Raw genomic sequence first — 18,832 nt, 5'->3', positions numbered from 1 at the left:
TCACTCATGCATTACAAACCCGAGGTTATGATGATCACAGGAAACATCCACGCACTGCATCTCGTCCCTTATCTGCCCGCTGAGCTGCGCGAGGCCATTGAATACGTTAAACAACACATCACGCCGGACACCCCGTTGGGTAAACACGATATCCGCGGCAACGACGTTTTTGTGCTGGTTTCCAATGATTCCACTGCGCCACAGGCTGAACGCCGTGCCGAGTTCCACGCACGTAATCTGGATATCCAGATTATCCTCAACGGCACCGAAGGCATGACGTTCAGCAACTTACCGGCAGGATATGTCGATACCGACTGGCTGGAAGAGAAAGACATCGCGTTCCTGGCTGCCGGTGAGCAGGAAAAAACCATGATCATGCAGACCGGCGATTTCGTGGTGTTTTATCCGGGCGAAGTGCATAAACCGCTGTGCGCCGTCGGCGAACCGGCCAATGTGCGTAAAGCCGTGGTGAAAATGAACGTCAGCGCATTGTCCGCTTAATGCTTATTGTGTAGCGCTTTGTGCGCTTGATCAGCTTCATCCGCCAGCGACGCAGCCTGCCGAGACGTTCCGGCGCTTTGAGTTTGTGTTTGATCCACACCACCTGCCACGGCTGGAGACGCATCTGGCCGTTAAATACTTCTCCGCTAATCAGATCCTTCCCTTCGACCGCCAGCTTCAGCATCTGCGAATGATCGCTGATATTGAATATGCAGCTGATCCGGTCTTCGGTTTTCGGATCATAGCGTTCCATCGCAAACAGCGATTTGCCCAGATCAAACACGCGCTGGCCAGCCTGCGGTGAAAATGCCGGGTGCTCGCGGCGGTGCCTGATGAGTGCCTGTAATCCGTAAAAAATGCGGGCGCGTAAGCCGTCTTTTTTTTCCAGTTCAGCTTCAATATCCATCAGATCCAGCTTTTTACGGTTGATGCGGCGGTTGATCCCGGACTGATGCATGCCGTCGAGATCGTTCTCGCTGCCCAGCAGGCTGTGAATATAAATCGCCGGGACGCCGATAAACGACAATAACAGCGCCTGTGCCGCCAGAAACTTGCGGGCTTTCATCTCGGTATTATCTTCCGGTTCGGTCAGCGCGCTCAGGTAATTAATGTTCAGTTCGTAAGGCGAATGGGTGCCGTCGCCGTTGTCTTTATAGGACACGCGGCCTTCCTTGCGCAGCGTTTCCTGCGCCATGTATTTACGTTCGTCATCGGTCAGGAAGGTTTCGGTCGGACGTAAACCGATGCCGTCGTGGCTGGCAAGGAAGTTGAAATAGGTGGTGTCAGGGTAACGGGCTTCCGCATTCAGGCTTTGCGCCCATTGGGTGAGCGTGGTGGTGTCCTGACGCAAAAAAGCGTGCAAGGTCAGCGGTGGCAGCGGGAACTGATACACCATGTGTGCCTCGTCACCTTCGCCGAAATAACTGATATTTTCGTGATGCGGGACGTTGGTTTCAGTGATGATCCGCGTGCCGGGGATCACTTCATCGAGAATAGTGCGCCAGACTTTAATGATGTTATGCGCCTGTGGCATGTGAATGCAGCGCGTCCCGGCTTCTTTCCAGATATAGCCAATCGCATCAAGGCGGATCGACTGTCCGCCGCTGGCGGCGTATTGCAACAGCACATCAATGCTTTCCAGCAAGACCTGAGGATTCTTGAAATTAATATCGATCTGATCTTCACTGAACGTCGTCCACAGATACAGTTCGGTGCCGTCGGTTTTGATAAATGGCGAGAGCAGCGGCGAAGCGCGCGGGCGCACGACGCGGCTGTAATCCAGCTCGGGATTAGCGGCAATAAAGTAATCTTTGTAATACGGATCGTCATGCAGATAGCCTTTCATCCATTCGCTTGAGCGGGAAATATGGTTGATCACGCAATCAAACATCAGGTTGAAATTGGCCGAAAGGTGATGAATATCTGACCAGCCACCAAGATGTTCATCGATCCGCCGGTAGTCAATGACGCTAAAGCCGTCGTCTGAACTGTACGGATACATCGGCAGAATATGGATGTCGCTGATAATGTCGCGCAGATAAGTGTTAGCGAAATGATTGAGCGTCGCCAGCGGCGGTTGCTCGCCGTGACGGATATTATCGCCATAAGTAATCAGATAAATATTGGTACCATCCACCCAGCGGGTGGTGCGGTGTTTGCCGTAATTCCATTTGTCGGCGAGATGCAGGATTTTTTTCAGCAGGTCGGCGATGTGTTCCCGGGGGTAAATCCTGCTTAACAGGCTTTCCAGCCGCAGAACATACTCAAGATTGACTGAGCTCATATCGGTTCCTTCTTCTGCATTTTTGTTTTTTTGACCAAAGCGCTTTAAAAAGGTTAGCTGAAAATGCAGTCTTCTGGCGGGAACGGGCGGGATAAAGTGCAAAACGATGTAAAGATTGCAGCGTGCAGGAAGTGTATCCTTGCTGCACGCCCGGGGGAAATCAGTCGTTACCGAGGGTGGCAACCATCACCGCTTTGATGGTATGCAGACGGTTTTCAGCCTGATCAAATACTACGCTGTGGCTGGATTCAAAGACTTCATCGGTGACTTCCATGCCGCCGTGCAGGCCATACTCTTCCGCCATTTGTTTGCCCAGCGTGGTCTGGTCGTCATGGAAGGCTGGCAGACAGTGCAGGAATTTCACCTGCGGATTGCCGGTCAGCGCCAGCATCGCGCTGTTGACCTGATAAGGGCGTAGCAAATTAATACGCTCTTTCCAGACTTCTTTCGGCTCGCCCATGGAAACCCACACGTCGGTATACAGGAAATCAGCATCTTTCACGCCGGTCGCAATATCTTCGGTCAGGGTAATGCTGCCGCCATTTTCTTTCGCCAGGTGCTCACAGGTGGCGACCAGTTCGGCTTCCGGCCAGCAGGCCGACGGTGCGACAAGGCGCAAATCCAGACCGCATAATGCGGCGGCTTCCAGCAGCGAATTGCCCATATTGTTACGGGTGTCGCCCAGATAGGCCAGACGCATGCCTTTCAGTGGCTGGCCCGGCAGGTGTTCCTGCATGGTCAGCAGGTCAGCCAGCAACTGCGTCGGGTGGAATTCGTTGGTTAAGCCATTCCACACGGGAACACCGGCATATTGCGCCAGAATTTCCACTTTATCCTGACCGTAACCGCGATACTGAATACCGTCGTACATGCGGCCAAGGACGCGGGCGGTATCTTTCATCGATTCTTTGTGGCCGATCTGGCTGCCGCTTGGGCCGAGATAGGTGACTTTCGCCCCCTGATCGTATGCGGCAACTTCGAAAGAGCATCGGGTGCGGGTTGAGTCTTTTTCGAAGATGAGCGCGATGTTTTTGCCTTGCAGGCGGGCTTTTTCGGTGCCGTTTTTCTTAGCCGCTTTTAATTCTGCGGAGAGTTTCAGCAGTGACGAAATCTCTGACGGGGTAAAATCCAGTAACCTGAGAAAATGACGTTTACTCAACAAACTCATGATGTCGCTCCATAGCGCGTAAGCATTTCGGATTGAATTTAAATTCAATTTAACTGGATGAATATGCAAATACAACCCCGCAGCAAAAACTTTGTCGTTTATAGTGGAGACGCGCCCTGCGGTGTGTGAAAATAGCGTACAAACGTCACATTGATTGAGGACAGAGATATGGCAAACCGTGAATTGCTGGAAGAACAACGTGAAGAGACTCGCTTAATCATCGAAGAACTGCTGGATGATGGCAGTGATCCTGACGCGCTTTACACTATCGAACACCACTTATCTTCAGAGAAGTTTGAAGTTCTGGAGAAAGCAGCAGTTGAAGCATTCAAACTGGGTTATGAAGTCACTGACGCTGAAGAACTGGAAGTGGAAGATGGTTCAACCGTGATGTGCTGCGACGTGATCAGTGAAATCGCGCTGAAAGCGGAGTTGATCGACATCCAGGTTGAGCAACTGATGAATCTGGCCGAGGCCAACGGCGTCAACTATGACGGCTGGGGCACTTACTTCGAAGGCGATGACGACGAAGAAGGTGAAGAAGGCGAAGACGAAGATTTCGTTGATGAAGATGATGACGGAAAACGTCATTAATCTGAATGCCTCCCCCTTCGCAGGGGGAGGCGTTAATTAAAGCACGTCCCCGTTACTCTCAATCACTTTCTGATACCAGCCGAAACTCTCCTTTTTCGAGCGTGCCATGGTGCCGCTGCCATCATCGTTTTTATCGACGTGAATGAAGCCATAACGTTTGCTGTACTGCCCGGTGGTAAACGACACGCAGTCGATGCAGCCCCACGGCGTATAACCCATCAGATCCACGCCGTCTTCCAGCACGGCTTTTTTCATCTGCGCGATGTGTGCTTTCAGATACGCAATGCGGTAATCATCGTGAATGACGCCGTCATCACCCGCTTTGTCGATCGCACCAAAGCCATTCTCGACAATAAACAGCGGCTTCTGATAACGCTCGTACAAAATATTCAGGGTGTAACGTAGCCCGACGGGATCAATCTGCCAGCCCCAGTCAGACGCTTTCACATGCGGATTCGGCACGCTGCCCGCAAAACCTGACAAGCCATTATCATCACTCGGATTGTGCGCTGAAATCGCGTTGCTCATGTAATAGCTCAGGCCGATGTAATCCGCACAGCCATCGCGAAGTGCCTGTAAATCGCCATCTTCCATTTTGATGTTGAAGCCGCGACGTTCCCACTCTTTCAGCGCATACGCCGGGTAATAACCGCGCATATGGACGTCGCTGAACAGGAAGCGTTCGTGCATTGCTTCAACGGAATACATCACGTCGTCAGGATGGCAGGAGAACGGATAGAGCGGCACCATGGCGATCATGCAGCCAATCTGAAAATCAGGGTTGATGTCATGGCCAAGTTTCACCACTTTAGCGCTGGCCACGAACTGATGATGCAGCACCTGATACATCGTCTCTTCCGGATTTTCCTCCTCGGTAAATACCACGCCGGAGCAGCAATAACCGAACAGCGGATATTTCCAGTTACGCTGGTTATTGATCTCGTTGAAGGTCATCCAGTATTTCACTTTGCCTTTGTAACGCTCCATCACCACCTGGCTGAAACGCACAAAGAAATCGACGACCTGACGGTTTTTCCAGCCGCCGTATTCCTTCACCAGATGCCACGGCATTTCGAAGTGGGAGAGGGTGATTACCGGCTCAATATTGTGTTTGAGCAGCTCATCAAACATATCGTCATAAAATTGCAGACCGGCTTCGTTTGGCTGTAATTCGTCACCGTTCGGGAAGATACGCGTCCAGGCAATCGAGGTGCGGAAGCATTTGAAACCCATTTCGGCGAACAACGCGATGTCTTCTTTGTAGTGCGAGTAGAAATCGACGGCTTCGTGGTTCGGATAGCTGTAGCCGTCAAGCACGCCGTCGGTCATCACCCGGTCAACGCCGTGCGCGCCGCCGGAAAGGACGTCGCAAATGCTGATGCCTTTGCCGCCCTGATTCCAGCCGCCTTCCACCTGATGCGCCGCTACCGCGCCGCCCCACAAGAAATCTTTCGGTAACTGATGATTCATTTGATTCTCCCTGGATACTTGATGAGGGCAGATTGCTTCTGCCCTGTAGATCGTAATGTCAGATTTAATTCATTTCAGCCTGCGCAGCCCGACGGGTTTCTGCCGGTACTTTTTGGGTCGCGGTAACATCGGGTTCATCTTTGAAACCGACCAGCCAGGTGAACAACGCACCGAGCACAAAGACGACGCTAATGGACAGCAGGAAACCGAGGAACTGTGGCATATGACCTTCTTTGAAGAACACCGGCAGTACGGCAATCCCCGGCAGACAGTAGCTCCATGACACGGCGTTAAAGGAACCGGCAATCGCACCGCCAATCCCGCCTGCGACACAACTGCACAGGAACGGTTTTTTCAGGCGCAGCGCCACACCATAAATAGCGGGTTCAGTGATACCGAACAGGCCGGTGACGCCCGCAGACAATGAGATCCCTTTCATTTCGCGGCTGCGGGTTTTCAGATACACGCCAAACATGCTGCCGGTCATCGCGAAGACGGCAGAAGCCTGCAGGCCGGTAAAAGTGTCGTAACCCAGCGTCGCGTAGTTGCCGACGGTGACCGGCGTAATGCCCCAGTGAACGCCAAGTGTGACCAGCGGCTGCCAGAATGCGCCCACCACGAAACCTGCAATGGTCGGGCTCAGGTGGTAGAGAGTGTTATAAACGCCGCCAATCGCACCACCAATCAGGTTTCCGACCGGGCCAAACACCAGCAGGGTCATCGGCACCATAATGGCGATACAGAACATAGGCGTGAACAGGTTGCGGATCACCACCGGCAGCACTTTATTGAAGAAGTGCTCGATGTAAGACATTGCCCAGACCATCAGAATGATCGGGATAACGGACGCGGTATAGCTCAGGTATTTCACCGGAATACCGAGGAAATCGAGCGTTGGTGCGGAAACCGGAATACCGACCACGTTCTGCAGGATATTCGCAATATCAGGATTACTGACCGCTTCACGCATCAGTTGCTGCATGGCCGGATCGGCGGAGTTGATCGACGTGATCTTAAAGGCCGTCAGCATATTCATGTAATCGGGGCTGATTAGCGCGCAGGCTGTAATGACTGCGGTGAAAGGATTGACGTTGAATTTTTTCGCGGCGGTGAAAGCAATCATCACCGGCAGGAAGGTAAAGGCCGTCCACGACACAAAATTAAGAATACGGTAGGTACCGCTGCTGGCGTCCATAATGCCGATGGCAGCCAGGAAGGAAATAATCCCCTGCAAAATACCGCAGGCGGCAAGCTGATAAAGGAAAGGCGTAAAGATGCTGGATATCACGTCCATGACGCGGCTGACAATACCCACATTCGGTGCAGAAACCGGTGCATTTTCATCAATCTGGATCAGTTTCAGCACCTGCTTGTACGCGTCGCTCACGTGATTGCCAATCACCACCTGCATTTGTCCGCCGGCCTCGATAACGGTGATAACGCCTTTCACTCGTTTTAATTCTTCTTTATCGACGGCTTTATTATCTTTCAGAACAAAGCGTAAACGTGTGGCGCAATGTGTGATGCTAATCACATTATTATCGCCACCAATATATTTAACAATATCCTGAGCGGTCTGAGCGTAATCAATAGCCATTGTTTATTATTCTCCTGCGGGAATACAGAGGTGAGCTTTTTTGTTTTTTTACTCGTCGGCAGGAGTGTAGCAAAAGAAAAGGTATTGTCACGATATAACAAAAATCAAATCGGGTGATTTGTTACTTATTAAAAACACCCTGTTTTTTCATTGCGCTGAGTCACGTTTTATTAACGGTAATTTCTTGCCGATGGTCTCAATAATATAAAGTACCGGGATCTGCGTAGTAATATTATATTGTCCTTCGAGGACTATTTGCGGCATGTGATAAGAGATGTTGAGGTCTGCAAGCCGCGCCAGTGTTGAGTTCTCGCTGTTAGTGAGGCTGATGATTTTGCAATTATGCTGGCTGAACTGCGTAGCAAAACGCAGCACTTCTTCCGTTTCACCCGAGACAGAAAGAATAATAGCGATAGCGTCTTTATACATATCACTGTTGATCGGGAAATAAGGATCATCAATAAAGGTACTGAATTTTCCGACATTAGAGAAAAAGCGTGCGCTGTATTTTCCTAATGAACCTGATGTCCCGACGCCGACAAATATAATACGCTGCGCATTGGCAATCTGGCGGGCGGCCTTTTCTAATAATTCATCAAAATCACTGTTATTAATACTTTTGAAATAACTGATGATCTCACTGATGCCAAACGACACCGGCGGCTTTTCTTCATGCTCTAAAAACAACTTGAAACGGATACGAAATTCGGAATAACCGTCGCAATCCATTTTCTTGCAGAAGCGCAAAACTGTCGTGGTCGAGACACCTGCGGCATCCGCCAGTTCACGAATGGTCATGTACATGACTTTATCGCCGTTTTTGACGATGTAGTTGTAGACCGTCAGTTCCAGTTCGTTTAACGCTGAAATGGCTTTATGTGTGAACATTCAGATGCCTGTTTGCAAAGCGCGAATAAAGAACGTCAACGGTGTCAGAGGTGTTTTAACATCGTCACTTCACAATCGACATGGCCGGTGTTGCCGAGGGCGCAGTCAATGTGATGGAAACCCAGACGTTCATACAGCGCAATCGCCTGGGTCAGACTGGCGGTGGTTTCCAGATAGCAGCGGGCAAAGCCCTGCTGGCGTGCATGTTCAATGGCCTGTAAGGCCAGTCGTTTTGCCAGCCCCTGACCGCGCAGTGCTGGCATAAAATACATCTTCTGCAATTCACACAGATCGTTATCTGCACCGGATAAGGGTGCGACGCCGCCACCGCCCGCGACCACCCCGTCCAGTTCTACCACCCAGTAGGCACAACGGGGCTGGCTGTAGGTTTCAAACAGGTGATCCAGATTCGGGTCAGCGACGGTATAGCCTTTATCGGCGGTCAGGCCAAATTCGGCAGAAACGTGGCGGATCACGTTAGCGATGGCAGCGTTATCTTCATGGCGTATCGGGCGCACCCGCACGCTGACAGGAAGGGAGGTCGTCATGTTACTCACTCAGTTTCAATAACAGGCAAACAAACAGACCGTTTTAATACCATTTTAGGGCGTGCTGATGCAACGCCGCAGGCGTTTCCCGATGATTTTACTTATCCCAAATGCGAATTTTTTTCATTGGCAGAGGGAATAATTCGTTGCCTGAAAGGTCAGAGACATGATTAAATCTTCATCGTTACACAATGTGCTCTGCCACCTTTCTTTATTTTAAGAAGGGCGGCTTCCCATTCCTTTCAGGACGAAAGATAAAAATGTCAGATAATAATCAATATAACGATAACCTGCATCAGGTACGTTTTCATGGCAAGGGCGGAGAGTATTTCGCAATATGGCTGGTTAATGCATTATTAACCATCATCACTCTGGGGATTTATTCGGCATGGGCGACCGTTCGCCGTCGTCGTTATTTCCTCGGTAATACCGAAATTAATGGCGACCGTTTTGATTACCACGCAAAACCCGTTCAGATATTGAAAGGACGTTTGCTGGTGATTGGCGGCATTATCGTCTTTTATATTCTGGCCGCACTGCTGCCTCAGCTGGCTCTGTTGATTGCGCTGGTTTTCCTCGCGCTATTGCCCTGGGTGATTATCCGCAGCTGGCGTTATAACGCGATCATGACCAGTTACCGTGGTGTGCGTTTTAACTATCACTGCAAAACAGGCCGTGCGTACTGGACAATGTATCTGTGTCCGATTCTGTTAATGCTGGCGCTGTATATTCCGATCACTGCGGTGGTATTAATTGCCGTTCAGATGGCCAGTATCAGCGCGATTCTGATCAGCGTGGTATTAGTGGCGGTGGCATTGGTACCGGGTGTGGCAGCGGTGCAGGGTATTATCAGCGCCATGACACACGATCTGTATGTGAATAATCTCTTTTTCGGCAATACCGCTTTCCGCGCTGATCTGAAAAAAGCCGCATTTATTAAATATAGCCTGCTGGGCATTGTGTTATTCCTGCCTTTCCTGATCATCGCCCTGTGGCTGATGGGTTCCTTCTTCACTACGCTGTTACAGATGGCTTATATGGGGGGCATGTCTGAAGACATGGCGGGCATGATGCTGATGAGCAATTTATTCAGCTTCATTCTGGCCTTCATCATCATGTTTGTCGGCGCGCTGGTGGTGGCGAGCTATCAGGTGGTGGCTGTGCGCAATTACGTCTTTAACCAGACGCAAATCGGTGACCGCGTGAAACTGCGTTCATCCATGAAAACGATGTCTTATCTGGGTCTGCTGTTCACCAATGCGCTGATTGTGGTCTGCTCGCTGGGGCTGGCAACGCCTGTCGCCCATGTCCGTTCCGCCCGCTATATGGCAGCCTGCACGGCGGTGACCGGTGATTTATCCCTGCTGGAAGTTCAGGCGCATGCTGACACCGCCAACACGGCAGTGGCAGAAGAAGTGACTCAGGCGTTCGACCTTGGCGTCGGAATGTAATGCATGATCATTGAAGGCTTTTATCAGCCTCCTGGACGGGCAGCTCGCAAGGCTGCCCGCCTTTTTTTGGGCGGCGACCCGTGTCTGACGCTGGAAGCTGAAAACCTGAACCCGACTTTTTCTCTCAGCGAGATCGAGGTTTCTGATGCGCTGGGCACGATCCCGCTGTTTCTCACTTTTCCCGATGGTGGCCGTTTTGTGCCTGCCGATGACGGTGCATTTCGTCACTGGTTACGGCAGCATCGCCGGCCCGGCTGGGTATACCGCATGGAAAGCCATAAGCGCGGGGTGCTCCTCACCTTACTGGCGACCTGCCTGCTGATTTTCTTTTATATCTACGGTTTATTGCCGTGGGCCAGCAATGTGATTGCGCAGCGAATTCCCACCACTGTTGAGCAAAACCTCGGGCGTCATACGCTGACACTGCTCAGCGCCAGTGATTTCCGGGATTCGGCGTTGCCTGCCGATAAACAGAAAGCACTTCAGCAGCTTTTCCAGCAGGTGATCCCGCCGTCATTACGCACCGACCGTACGCCGGTCCGGCTGAAGCTGATGAATATTCCCGATGTGGCTAACGCTTTCATGCTGACGGACGGCACGCTGATCCTCAGCGATAAACTGGTGGCGCTTAGCCCGGGTGATGACGCGCTGGCAGGGGTAATGCTGCATGAGATGGGACATCACGCTTACCGGCATCCCATGCGCATGCTGGTGCGTTCCTCGCTGGTGTCCCTCACGCTGTTATGGATGACCGGCGATGTCAGCGGCATTGGCGATACCTTATTACAAACGGCATCGCTGGCGAATGAACTGCAATTTTCCCGCGGTATGGAGCGTGAAGCGGATAACTGGGCGATAGCAGAAATGAAGCGGGAAGGGCGCTCGCTTGAGCAAATGGCGGAAATATACAGCAGGGTATCCGCAGAATCGCAGAAGGAGAAAGCGGACGGCGTGTTACCTGACTGGCTCAGCACACATCCTGCGATGCAGTCACGTATCGGGCATATCAGGGATGCGGCAAAGGAGTAGTGATGATCTAAAACCTCTGACGGGTCCGCGAAAGAACCCGTCAGAACGTGAAGTCTTACTCGTAGGTCACCGTAAAATTCGCGACTGCATTCGCCGATAGCATTAAGTATCTTCAACTCAACGACTTCAGATGAAAAAGCAAAGTCGGGCGAAGATAACAATTTGGAAAAACTGATCAGGTCGTTAATAAGACTTGCGGGTATCAGCGTTACTTCCAGAACTGTGCTTTTGTTTTTATTATCTTTTCATCCTATTTTCTATTTCCTCTGATGATTTTTATAATTATTATTATTTATAATAAACATTTATTTCCGGTTTTGATTGGCCAGCTTTAATAACATATTGTTTTTTAGGCACTCCGCTAATTTTTTTACTGTCATGTCCGTTGATACTTTTTCGTCGGATTGCCTCCCGCGCTGTTATGAAATATCCCATTATATTTCAACTGGATAATGCGAGGTACTGGTATTGTTTAGTCTGTACATTTAATGTGGTGTATGTTCTAAAGTTATTTAATTACTAGTATTTTTGTTTGCGAATATATAGGTTTTTGCATGTAATTCAAGGTTAAAACATTGTTCGTTAACTTTACTAAAATATTAATTAAGGAGATCGGCTGTATTGTTATCCCTGTGATGCACTATTATCTGCCCCAGAAGTAAGGGCGCGTAATTATTTTACAGAACTTACTGCTTTATTAAATCGGACAGTACTGTCTATGAAATGTAAACTCAAAAAGCAAAGGGATATGTTGATGAAAATGAATACCTATTTTAAAGTGGGTCTGTTAGCTGCAGGCCTGGCTGCTGCAAGTGTTCATGCGGCAGATGAGTCTGGTAGCCTGAAATTCAAAGGTGAAATTATTGCCGGTGCATGTACGGTTGATGGTGAACTTGCACCGATCGCATTTGGTGATGTTTCAGGCAGTGCAATTGTTGATGGCTCCGTTGCAAAACAAGACATCACGATTAACCTGACCGGTTGCCCGGCCGTAGCGAATGTGAAGTTGACCACCAACGGTGATAAAGACGTCACCAACAATAAATTACTGAAATTATCTGATTCTTCTTTAGCAACGGGCTTTGGTATTGGTCTGTATAACGAAGATGGCAGCGAATTGGCAGTTCAGACAGAATCGAACCCAGTGGCTGTAAATCCAGAACTGGGTACCGCAGTAATTAACCTGAAAGCAGCTCCGGTTAAAGTGGGCGAATCTGTAACTGGTGGCGCATTTGATGCAACGACCAGTTTCACTCTGTCTTACAATTAATAAAATAAGTGAATTTTTAATTCGCTGATATTTGAATATATAAAGGATTATCTCATGAAAATGAAAATGGTTTCAGCAGCTGTATTTGTATTTGCTGCACTGAGTTCTCAGGCTGCATTCGCTATTGATGGTACACTTAATTTTACCGGTACCGTTAAATCTACTGCTTGTTCTCTGGAGTCAAAAGATTTGACTGTAACTATTGAGAAAGTAGCAGCATCTACCCTTAATGCATTAGCTGTTGGTGAAACTACTCCGGGTGCATCAGAGCCATTTAGTCTGGTATTGCGTGGTTGCCCTGCATCCGTGACGAGCGCAAACGTGAAGTTTAAAGGCAACTCAAGTACCTCTAACCAGTTTACTGATGCAACTCCTAGTGCTGTAGGTACTATCATCAAAGCAGCCGATGGTACTCTTCAGGTTCCAAATACTGATATGCCGGCTGCCCTGGTTGAAGGGGATAACACCCTTAACTATGTTGCTGCTCTGACTCGTACCAAGACTAGTAATGTTGGCACCGGCTCCTGGACTCTTAATCTTCCGTTCGAAATTACTTATCAATAATTTTGAATCTTAATAAATATACGGAATAAGGTGACTTATTCCGTTTTTTTTCGAGGTATTGTATGAAACGTGCAGCCATTTTTATATGTGGCCTGTTAGGGTTATGTTTTATTTTTCAGGCTACCGCTGGTGTAACAGTGGGTGCTACGCGAGTTGTTTTCTCCAGTGATATGAAAGAAACATCGCTTTCTGTTAATAATACAGGCATCGACTCAGCTTTTTTGGTCCGCTCCTGGGTCAGCAATTTTGAGGATGAAAGTAAAGCAAGCATACCCTTTATCGCTACCCCGCCACTTTTCAGAATTGAAAAGAACCAAAATAGCATTATTCGTATTGCGCTGAAATCTGCCGCTGGTTTGCCACAAGATCGGGAATCAATTTACTGGATGAATGTTCTGGTGATACCACCATCACAAAAGAAAAGTGATGAAGGCGGTAGCTTACAGTTCTCAGTGAATAACCGATTGAAATTGATTTATCGTCCTGCCGCGTTAAACAATCAAGATTTAAAAGATATATATTCAAAGGTTAAATTCAGCCGCTCGGGCGAAGGTCTAACTGTGACTAACCCTACGCCATATTACGTCTCATTCGGTAAAATTACTGTAAACAACTCACCAGTAACTGAAAGTGTTATGGTTCCGCCTTTGGCAAGTACGAAAATAAAAAAAGCGCCTATGGGTAATGACGTCTCCTGGACGGTTATTGATGATTACGGCGGAATCTCAAAACTAAGTCATGCCAAAATTTAAATTTGAAAAATAAGATCGCTCAACACCATTTTTAATAAGGAAGAATAATGCAGGACGAAAAAGGATTTTCTGCAAGGAAAAAACAACACTCTTTTTTTTTCGGGACTGTTAATCATTGCGGAGTACAGCAGATATTCAAACTAAAAAGTCTGCCCTTATTAATTTTATTGGCATTTAATTATAATTCTTTTGCAGCAGAAGAATTTAGTGCGGAAATGCTCAAAGCTGTCGGCAACGGCGGTAACATGGATGGCGTCGATCTTAATTATTTTGCCAATGAAGGTGGGCAAGCACCTGGCACTTATTCTGTGGATGTCTTCCTGAATAATGAGTTAATTGAAAGACGCTCTGTTATCTTCGTTGATGTTCCTGATTCACCGGGGAAGATTTTCGGTAAAGTGACGCCTGCGCAACTCTATGAGTATGGTGTAAAAGACGACGTTTTCCCGGCATTAAAAACGCAATCTCCAGGTCAGACGCTGGAAAAACCGCTGGTAACCTATATACCAGACGCCACAGAAAAACTCGATCTGGCAGGGGGGAAGTATTACATTACTGTCCCTCAAATCGGCGTTCGGCCACATATCCGAAATGCTGTAGATCCCTCTCTTTGGGATGACGGTATCCCTGCGTTAATGGTGAACTATAACTATTCCGGCTCCGATACTGACGATGAGATCAGCGGTGACTCGCAATCTAACTATTTGAACCTGCGTAGCGGAATTAACCTTGGTGCATGGCGTTTACGTAATTATTCAACCTATGCTGATAATACCAATGATGATGGCGATAAAACGCAATCATGGGATTCAATTCAAACCTATTTGCAACGCGATGTGCGTTTCCTGCAGGGCGGGCAACTGACGCTCGGTGAATACTCCTCGCCGGGTGAAGTTTTCGACAGTGTCCAGTTCACTGGTGCGCAATTATCTTCTGATGACAATATGCTGCCGGACCGTTTACGCCAGTATGCGCCGATAATTCGCGGTATCGCGCGCAGTAACGCTCAGGTGACTATCGAGCAGGATGGCTACACCATCTATCAAACGAACGTGGCACCTGGACCGTTTTCGATTACTGACCTCTATCCCTCCAGTAACGGTGGGGATATGAAAGTAACAATCAAAGAGGCCGATGGGTCGACAACGCAATACACTCAGGCCACCAGTTCAGTGCCAATCCTGCAACGTGAAGGGCGTCTGAAATACAGCGCCACGGCAGGTCGCTATCGTTCTGGCGTGGAAGATGTAGAAGAGCCTTATTTTGGCCAGTTGACCGCAATTTATGGTCTTTCGTCAAACATCACCGCCTATGGTGGCACACAGTTTGCCGATAATTATAAGGCCGCATCGGCGGGCCTGGGTATGGATATGGGCCGAATTGGTGCGTTGTCTTTAGACGTCACCCATGCAGTCAGTACCCTTGAGGGTATCGGTGATAAGACCGGGCAATCCTACCGCCTCATGTATGCGAAAAATATCGATCAAACCGATACCAACTTGCAACTTGCTGGTTATCGTTATTCCACCAAAGGATATTATTCCTTTGACGATGTGCAGAAATTTAGCGCAGAAACGGAAGACGGGCTGGACGAGTTTAATCGTACCCATAATGCTCGCAGTAAAATTCAGGCCAGCATTAATCAGAATATCGCCGACCTTGCTACGATTTATTTTAGCGCCAGTGAACAAGATTATTGGGGAGGCGATGGCAAAGAACTATCATTACAAACCGGATTAACCAGCTCATTTAAAGGTATGACTTACGGCCTGAATTATAGTTATACCAAAAACCCGGGTATTGATGAATCCGATCAGGTTCTGGCATTTAATATGTCTATTCCGTTCAGCGCATTCATGAATTCATCTCAGGCCTGGGCAAGTTATAATATGACTTCGCGTAAAGATGGTTCAACAACACAGCAAGCGGGTGTTAATGGAACATTACTTGAAAATAATAACCTTAGTTATAGCGTTCAACAAGGTTATGAAAATAAAGGCGGCGGTGCCTCAGGGTCTTCCTCATTAGATTATAAAGGTTCATCCGGTGAAGCGCTGGTGGGGTATAGCTATACCGATCAAAATAAACAAATGACCTATGGCCTGTCAGGTGGCGTATTAGTACATGAAAATGGTGTAACGCTTTCTCAATATATGGGCGACAGTGTGACGCTTGTTAAAGCACCTGGGGCATCTGATGTTTACATTGAAAACAGTACGGGTGTGAGTACCGACTGGCGTGGTTATGCTGTCGTACCTTACGCTCAGCCGTACAAGAAAAATGAAGTGAGGCTAAGAACCGAAAGTATGGGTTCGAAACTGGATATTGCAGAACCTTCATTAACCGTTATACCGACCAAGGGCGCAGTCGTCTTGGCGAAATATAATGCCAAAGTAGGCGATCGTGCGTTAATTACGATGACTTACGCAGGTGCACCATTGCCGTTCGGTACTGTAGTTTCTGTCATGGACAGCGAAACAGACAATACAGGCATTGTTGGTGAGAATGGCGAGGTCTATCTGACCGGGCTGGCAGCACAAGGGCGCTTGTTGGCGAAATGGCACAGAGAAGCAATGCTATGCCAGTTATCAACTCGCGAGCACCCCGGAAACTGCTGAAGATTTGATCAAGCAAGCCTCTGCACAATGCAAATAATTATGAGAAAGATAATGAACAGACAGAATATTCCTTTATTGAAATCGATATGTAATCTGGGGTTATTCATTGCCATTGCTTTGACCTGTTTTGCCGCAAGCGCGGGGTGTCAGAATGTGCAATCTGAAAATAGGTTCAGTACGAGTGTAGGCACTTTGCCAATAACTCGTGAAACACCCATAGGCAGTGTTTTCTATACCAATGCCAATCCGGCAGGGGGGAAGAAATTTGCCGATTCTTGCACTGGTACCTACTTCTATACTATTAAAACGCAAGCCACACGTACGCCTATGGGAAATAATATTTTCGGAAGCGGGACCGGTGAAGGTAGTGCCGAAGGAATCGGTTTCAGAGTTAAAATAGACGGAGAGGTGGTCAACAATGATTCAACCGTTGTCAGAACGAGCGCGGTTTCACCTCTCATGTCACCTCAGGTCAATATTGAATTTCTGAAAACCGGCACGGTTACGCCGGGTTGGATAATTGGCGTTTTGTTTAGCGTGTATTTACATGATGATAGTGGCAACCAATACAAAGTAGGGTCATACAATTTTTTTGCGACAATTAGTGAAATTGGCTGTGATTTTATCGATTCCTCATCCATCTCGGTTCCTATGCCGCCGGTGAGTAATCAGGACTTTGATGGTATCGGCAGTGAATCGAGTAAAACGGCTAATGCAAATATCCGTCTTACCTGCGGTGCCAATACTCCGGTCTATTTCCGCGTATTCAATAATGAAGGTCGCAATAATATCATTCCTGTTTCTTCAGATAGTGAAGCAAAAGGACTTGGGATCCGTCTGGCAATGAATGGTCAGGATCTGGATTTTAATACTTCTTATAATATTGTTAACACAACCCGGGAAATGGATGTCACTATTCCGTTGCAGGCACGTTATGTACAAACTGACGAGCAGATCACGGGGGGCGAACTGAAAGCCACTGCAGCATTTGTTATCCAGTATAATTAATTGCGGTAAACAACGAAGCCCCTGGTGAAAACTGGGGGCTTCGTTGTTTCTTTTTCAATGTGAAGATTCGTACACACCACCACCCGCCCCAAATGGCAGATGAGTAAATCACACTCGTCCCGATAACACGCCTTATTTTTCCATTTATCGGGATGGACAGGAGACGAGTCGTATTGGCGAAAACGACAATGCTTAAAATGAGGTTCAATTCGTGTTATTTGCTGAATATATTTTTCAGAAAAGTTAATTATGGTTATATCTTTTTGAATCATAGAAAATTTATAAGAAAAAAATATATTTTATAAAAAAAAGTGGATTTTACTTTAACTTTGTTAAAGGTATAGTTAAGTAAGGTTTAACTAAAACTGTCTTGCAGCCTGCTATTTACTTTATATACCGTGGTGTTAATGAAAGGCATTATTTGTTTTTTTAGACAAAAACCTTATTTTTACAGAGTGATACATGAAATTTAATTGCTGGTAAGGAGACCAAAATTGAGTATCTTGACTATGATTGATGTTGAGAATACGAACTCTCGTATTTCACCAGAGGTCAGGGGACTGGACAGGATGAAAGAGAACACACTCACCGATCGTTTTAAAATGGTGAAAAATTTTGATCTCAATTTATTGACTACGTTTGAGGCTGTTTTTATTCATCGTAGCGGAACCAAAGCCGCAGATGCCCTTGGCATCACGCCTTCTGCTGTCAGTCAGGCACTGGGGCGCTTACGTGTTCATTATAATGATGCATTGTTCATCAGGGATGGTAAGGCACTGGCACCGACCACCGTTGCGATCGGGATACACGAAGGCCTGGCGGAGGCTTACGACAATTTAGTGGCGAAATTGCAGAATATCTCGTTTGATTCTCTGCCGACCCGACTTGTTGTTCACTGCTCACCTTACATTTCAATGTTTACGATAAACGTGATGCGCAAGGTACTGGATGAAATTGCACCCGACTGTGAAATAGTGCACAGCACGAGCGGCAATTCGATTGCTGAAACTGAAGATGCTCTGATTTTCCGTAAGGCTGACATCATTTTTGACGTTCATCCGCACGTTAGCCATTCCCGGGTTAGCCAGCATATTTCCAGCGAAGTGCCGGTGATGATTTGCCGCCGATCGCATCCTCGCCTTAGAGGGAGCCTGTCAAGGGAGCAGGCTGCGCAAGAGAGCCATATTTTCGTTGATTCCGAGAGTACTAGTCTTTTATCTAACAGGTTGGATGTTAATACTTTGCTGCAAGTTGACAGGAAATGTCGGTTTATCAGCCCTTCATTTCTCTCCATTATCTCGATGGTAGAAACATCCGACATGCTGGCTTTTATCACAGAACGTTTCTATGAAAAAATGAAAAATGCTTTTGATATCCAGAAGTTGTCGACGGATATGACGTTGCCTTCTCAACCGGTCTATATGGTTTACAATAAAGCAGCACTTAATAACCAGTTTTTCTCAACGCTGGTGAGAAAAATGACAGATACTTTTTTGCAGGAATTTCAGAATAATTCCCCGCGTTAATCAGGGTGTAGCAGGAATAAAAAATGCCAGTCAGGTTTCCCTGACTGGCATCTGTTTTTATAGAT

16 protein-coding genes are annotated in these 18,832 nt (G+C 47.7%); 10 read left to right on the top strand and 6 right to left on the bottom strand.

The genetic code is table 11. The features are described from left to right. The first annotated feature begins 30 nt into the window (after window positions 1-30). The gene (locus HGO41_RS13515) at window positions 31-501 is read left to right on the top strand and encodes a NanQ anomerase/TabA/YiaL family protein (protein ID WP_013577164.1); all 471 of its coding nucleotides are present in this window, start codon (window positions 31-33) and stop codon (window positions 499-501) included. Here HGO41_RS13515 and HGO41_RS13510 read toward each other — a convergent pair. Continuing rightward, window positions 482-2,284 (bottom strand): sugar phosphorylase, encoded by a 1,803-nt coding sequence (locus tag HGO41_RS13510; protein ID WP_013577163.1) that lies wholly within the window; start codon window positions 2,282-2,284, stop codon window positions 482-484. The genes HGO41_RS13515 and HGO41_RS13510 overlap by 20 nt on opposite strands. Window positions 2,285-2,444: 160 nt before the next feature. Further along, entirely contained in the window at window positions 2,445-3,452 is a 1,008-nt protein-coding gene (argF, locus tag HGO41_RS13505; RefSeq protein WP_013577162.1) for an ornithine carbamoyltransferase, read from the bottom strand. Window positions 3,453-3,620: 168 nt separating this feature from the next. Here argF and rraB point away from each other — a divergent pair, with 168 nt between their 5' ends. Beyond that, window positions 3,621-4,046 (top strand): ribonuclease E inhibitor RraB, encoded by a 426-nt coding sequence (gene rraB, locus HGO41_RS13500; protein ID WP_037035103.1) that lies wholly within the window; start codon window positions 3,621-3,623, stop codon window positions 4,044-4,046. A gap of 36 nt (window positions 4,047-4,082) precedes the next feature. On the opposite strand, the gene HGO41_RS13495 is transcribed toward rraB, so the two are convergent. The 4 genes from HGO41_RS13495 to HGO41_RS13480 form a co-directional block, all read right to left on the bottom strand. Further along, the gene (locus HGO41_RS13495; RefSeq protein ID WP_013577160.1) at window positions 4,083-5,516 is read right to left on the bottom strand and encodes a 6-phospho-beta-glucosidase; all 1,434 of its coding nucleotides are present in this window, start codon (window positions 5,514-5,516) and stop codon (window positions 4,083-4,085) included. A gap of 64 nt (window positions 5,517-5,580) precedes the next feature. Then, the gene (locus HGO41_RS13490; protein WP_250981103.1) at window positions 5,581-7,113 is read right to left on the bottom strand and encodes a PTS transporter subunit EIIC; all 1,533 of its coding nucleotides are present in this window, start codon (window positions 7,111-7,113) and stop codon (window positions 5,581-5,583) included. Between the two features lie 147 nt (window positions 7,114-7,260). Further along, a complete protein-coding gene (locus tag HGO41_RS13485; protein ID WP_013577158.1) occupies window positions 7,261-8,001 on the bottom strand; it encodes a MurR/RpiR family transcriptional regulator in 741 nt (246 codons plus the stop codon). Window positions 8,002-8,045: 44 nt separating this feature from the next. Next, window positions 8,046-8,549 carry a GNAT family N-acetyltransferase gene (locus tag HGO41_RS13480; RefSeq protein ID WP_013577157.1) on the bottom strand — a complete coding sequence of 168 codons (504 nt, stop codon included), beginning with the start codon at window positions 8,547-8,549 and terminating at the stop codon, window positions 8,046-8,048. Window positions 8,550-8,809: 260 nt separating this feature from the next. Here HGO41_RS13480 and HGO41_RS13475 point away from each other — a divergent pair, with 260 nt between their 5' ends. The 8 genes from HGO41_RS13475 to HGO41_RS13440 all read left to right on the top strand — a co-directional run bounded on the left by HGO41_RS13475 (window position 8,810) and on the right by HGO41_RS13440 (window position 18,767). Beyond that, window positions 8,810-10,000 (top strand): YjgN family protein, encoded by a 1,191-nt coding sequence (locus HGO41_RS13475; protein WP_013577156.1) that lies wholly within the window; start codon window positions 8,810-8,812, stop codon window positions 9,998-10,000. Window positions 10,001-10,003: 3 nt separating this feature from the next. Then, window positions 10,004-11,029 (top strand): M48 family metallopeptidase, encoded by a 1,026-nt coding sequence (locus HGO41_RS13470; RefSeq protein WP_013577155.1) that lies wholly within the window; start codon window positions 10,004-10,006, stop codon window positions 11,027-11,029. 754 nt (window positions 11,030-11,783) lie between these two features. Next, the gene (locus HGO41_RS13465) at window positions 11,784-12,299 is read left to right on the top strand and encodes a fimbrial protein (RefSeq protein WP_015690498.1); all 516 of its coding nucleotides are present in this window, start codon (window positions 11,784-11,786) and stop codon (window positions 12,297-12,299) included. A 54-nt stretch (window positions 12,300-12,353) separates the two neighbouring features. After that, complete coding sequence (locus HGO41_RS13460) at window positions 12,354-12,863, top strand: fimbrial protein (protein ID WP_013577153.1); 510 nt, start codon at window positions 12,354-12,356, stop codon at window positions 12,861-12,863. Between the two features lie 62 nt (window positions 12,864-12,925). After that, complete coding sequence (locus tag HGO41_RS13455) at window positions 12,926-13,615, top strand: fimbrial biogenesis chaperone (protein ID WP_112197436.1); 690 nt, start codon at window positions 12,926-12,928, stop codon at window positions 13,613-13,615. 47 nt (window positions 13,616-13,662) lie between these two features. Beyond that, window positions 13,663-16,233 (top strand): fimbria/pilus outer membrane usher protein, encoded by a 2,571-nt coding sequence (locus HGO41_RS13450; protein WP_250981102.1) that lies wholly within the window; start codon window positions 13,663-13,665, stop codon window positions 16,231-16,233. A gap of 51 nt (window positions 16,234-16,284) precedes the next feature. Beyond that, the gene (locus HGO41_RS13445) at window positions 16,285-17,241 is read left to right on the top strand and encodes a fimbrial protein (protein ID WP_162906081.1); all 957 of its coding nucleotides are present in this window, start codon (window positions 16,285-16,287) and stop codon (window positions 17,239-17,241) included. A 494-nt stretch (window positions 17,242-17,735) separates the two neighbouring features. Continuing rightward, the gene (locus tag HGO41_RS13440; protein ID WP_205569701.1) at window positions 17,736-18,767 is read left to right on the top strand and encodes a LysR family transcriptional regulator; all 1,032 of its coding nucleotides are present in this window, start codon (window positions 17,736-17,738) and stop codon (window positions 18,765-18,767) included. Window positions 18,768-18,832 lie beyond the last annotated feature (65 nt).

Origin of the sequence: Rahnella sp. CG8 (assembly GCF_023701875.1) — a bacterium.
GTDB lineage: Bacteria > Pseudomonadota > Gammaproteobacteria > Enterobacterales > Enterobacteriaceae > Rahnella > Rahnella aceris.
Note: the sequence above shows the minus strand (reverse complement) of the source record. Positions and strands in the feature narration are given on the sequence as shown.

Bases quoted from the DNA above. Each gene is read 5' to 3' on its own strand.
- HGO41_RS13510 (WP_013577163.1), bottom strand. From the start codon at position 2,284: ATGAGCTCAGTCAATCTTGAGTATGTTCTGCGGCTGGAAAGCCTGTTA.
- HGO41_RS13475 (WP_013577156.1), top strand. From the start codon at position 8,810: ATGTCAGATAATAATCAATATAACGATAACCTGCATCAGGTACGTTTT.
- argF (WP_013577162.1), bottom strand. From the start codon at position 3,452: ATGAGTTTGTTGAGTAAACGTCATTTTCTCAGGTTACTGGATTTTACC.
- HGO41_RS13495 (WP_013577160.1), bottom strand. From the start codon at position 5,516: ATGAATCATCAGTTACCGAAAGATTTCTTGTGGGGCGGCGCGGTAGCG.
- rraB (WP_037035103.1), top strand. From the start codon at position 3,621: ATGGCAAACCGTGAATTGCTGGAAGAACAACGTGAAGAGACTCGCTTA.
- HGO41_RS13460 (WP_013577153.1), top strand. From the start codon at position 12,354: ATGAAAATGAAAATGGTTTCAGCAGCTGTATTTGTATTTGCTGCACTG.
- HGO41_RS13480 (WP_013577157.1), bottom strand. From the start codon at position 8,549: ATGACGACCTCCCTTCCTGTCAGCGTGCGGGTGCGCCCGATACGCCAT.
- HGO41_RS13470 (WP_013577155.1), top strand. From the start codon at position 10,004: ATGATCATTGAAGGCTTTTATCAGCCTCCTGGACGGGCAGCTCGCAAG.
- HGO41_RS13485 (WP_013577158.1), bottom strand. From the start codon at position 8,001: ATGTTCACACATAAAGCCATTTCAGCGTTAAACGAACTGGAACTGACG.
- HGO41_RS13455 (WP_112197436.1), top strand. From the start codon at position 12,926: ATGAAACGTGCAGCCATTTTTATATGTGGCCTGTTAGGGTTATGTTTT.
- HGO41_RS13490 (WP_250981103.1), bottom strand. From the start codon at position 7,113: ATGGCTATTGATTACGCTCAGACCGCTCAGGATATTGTTAAATATATT.
- HGO41_RS13445 (WP_162906081.1), top strand. From the start codon at position 16,285: ATGAACAGACAGAATATTCCTTTATTGAAATCGATATGTAATCTGGGG.
- HGO41_RS13465 (WP_015690498.1), top strand. From the start codon at position 11,784: ATGAAAATGAATACCTATTTTAAAGTGGGTCTGTTAGCTGCAGGCCTG.
- HGO41_RS13450 (WP_250981102.1), top strand. From the start codon at position 13,663: ATGCAGGACGAAAAAGGATTTTCTGCAAGGAAAAAACAACACTCTTTT.
- HGO41_RS13515 (WP_013577164.1), top strand. From the start codon at position 31: ATGATCACAGGAAACATCCACGCACTGCATCTCGTCCCTTATCTGCCC.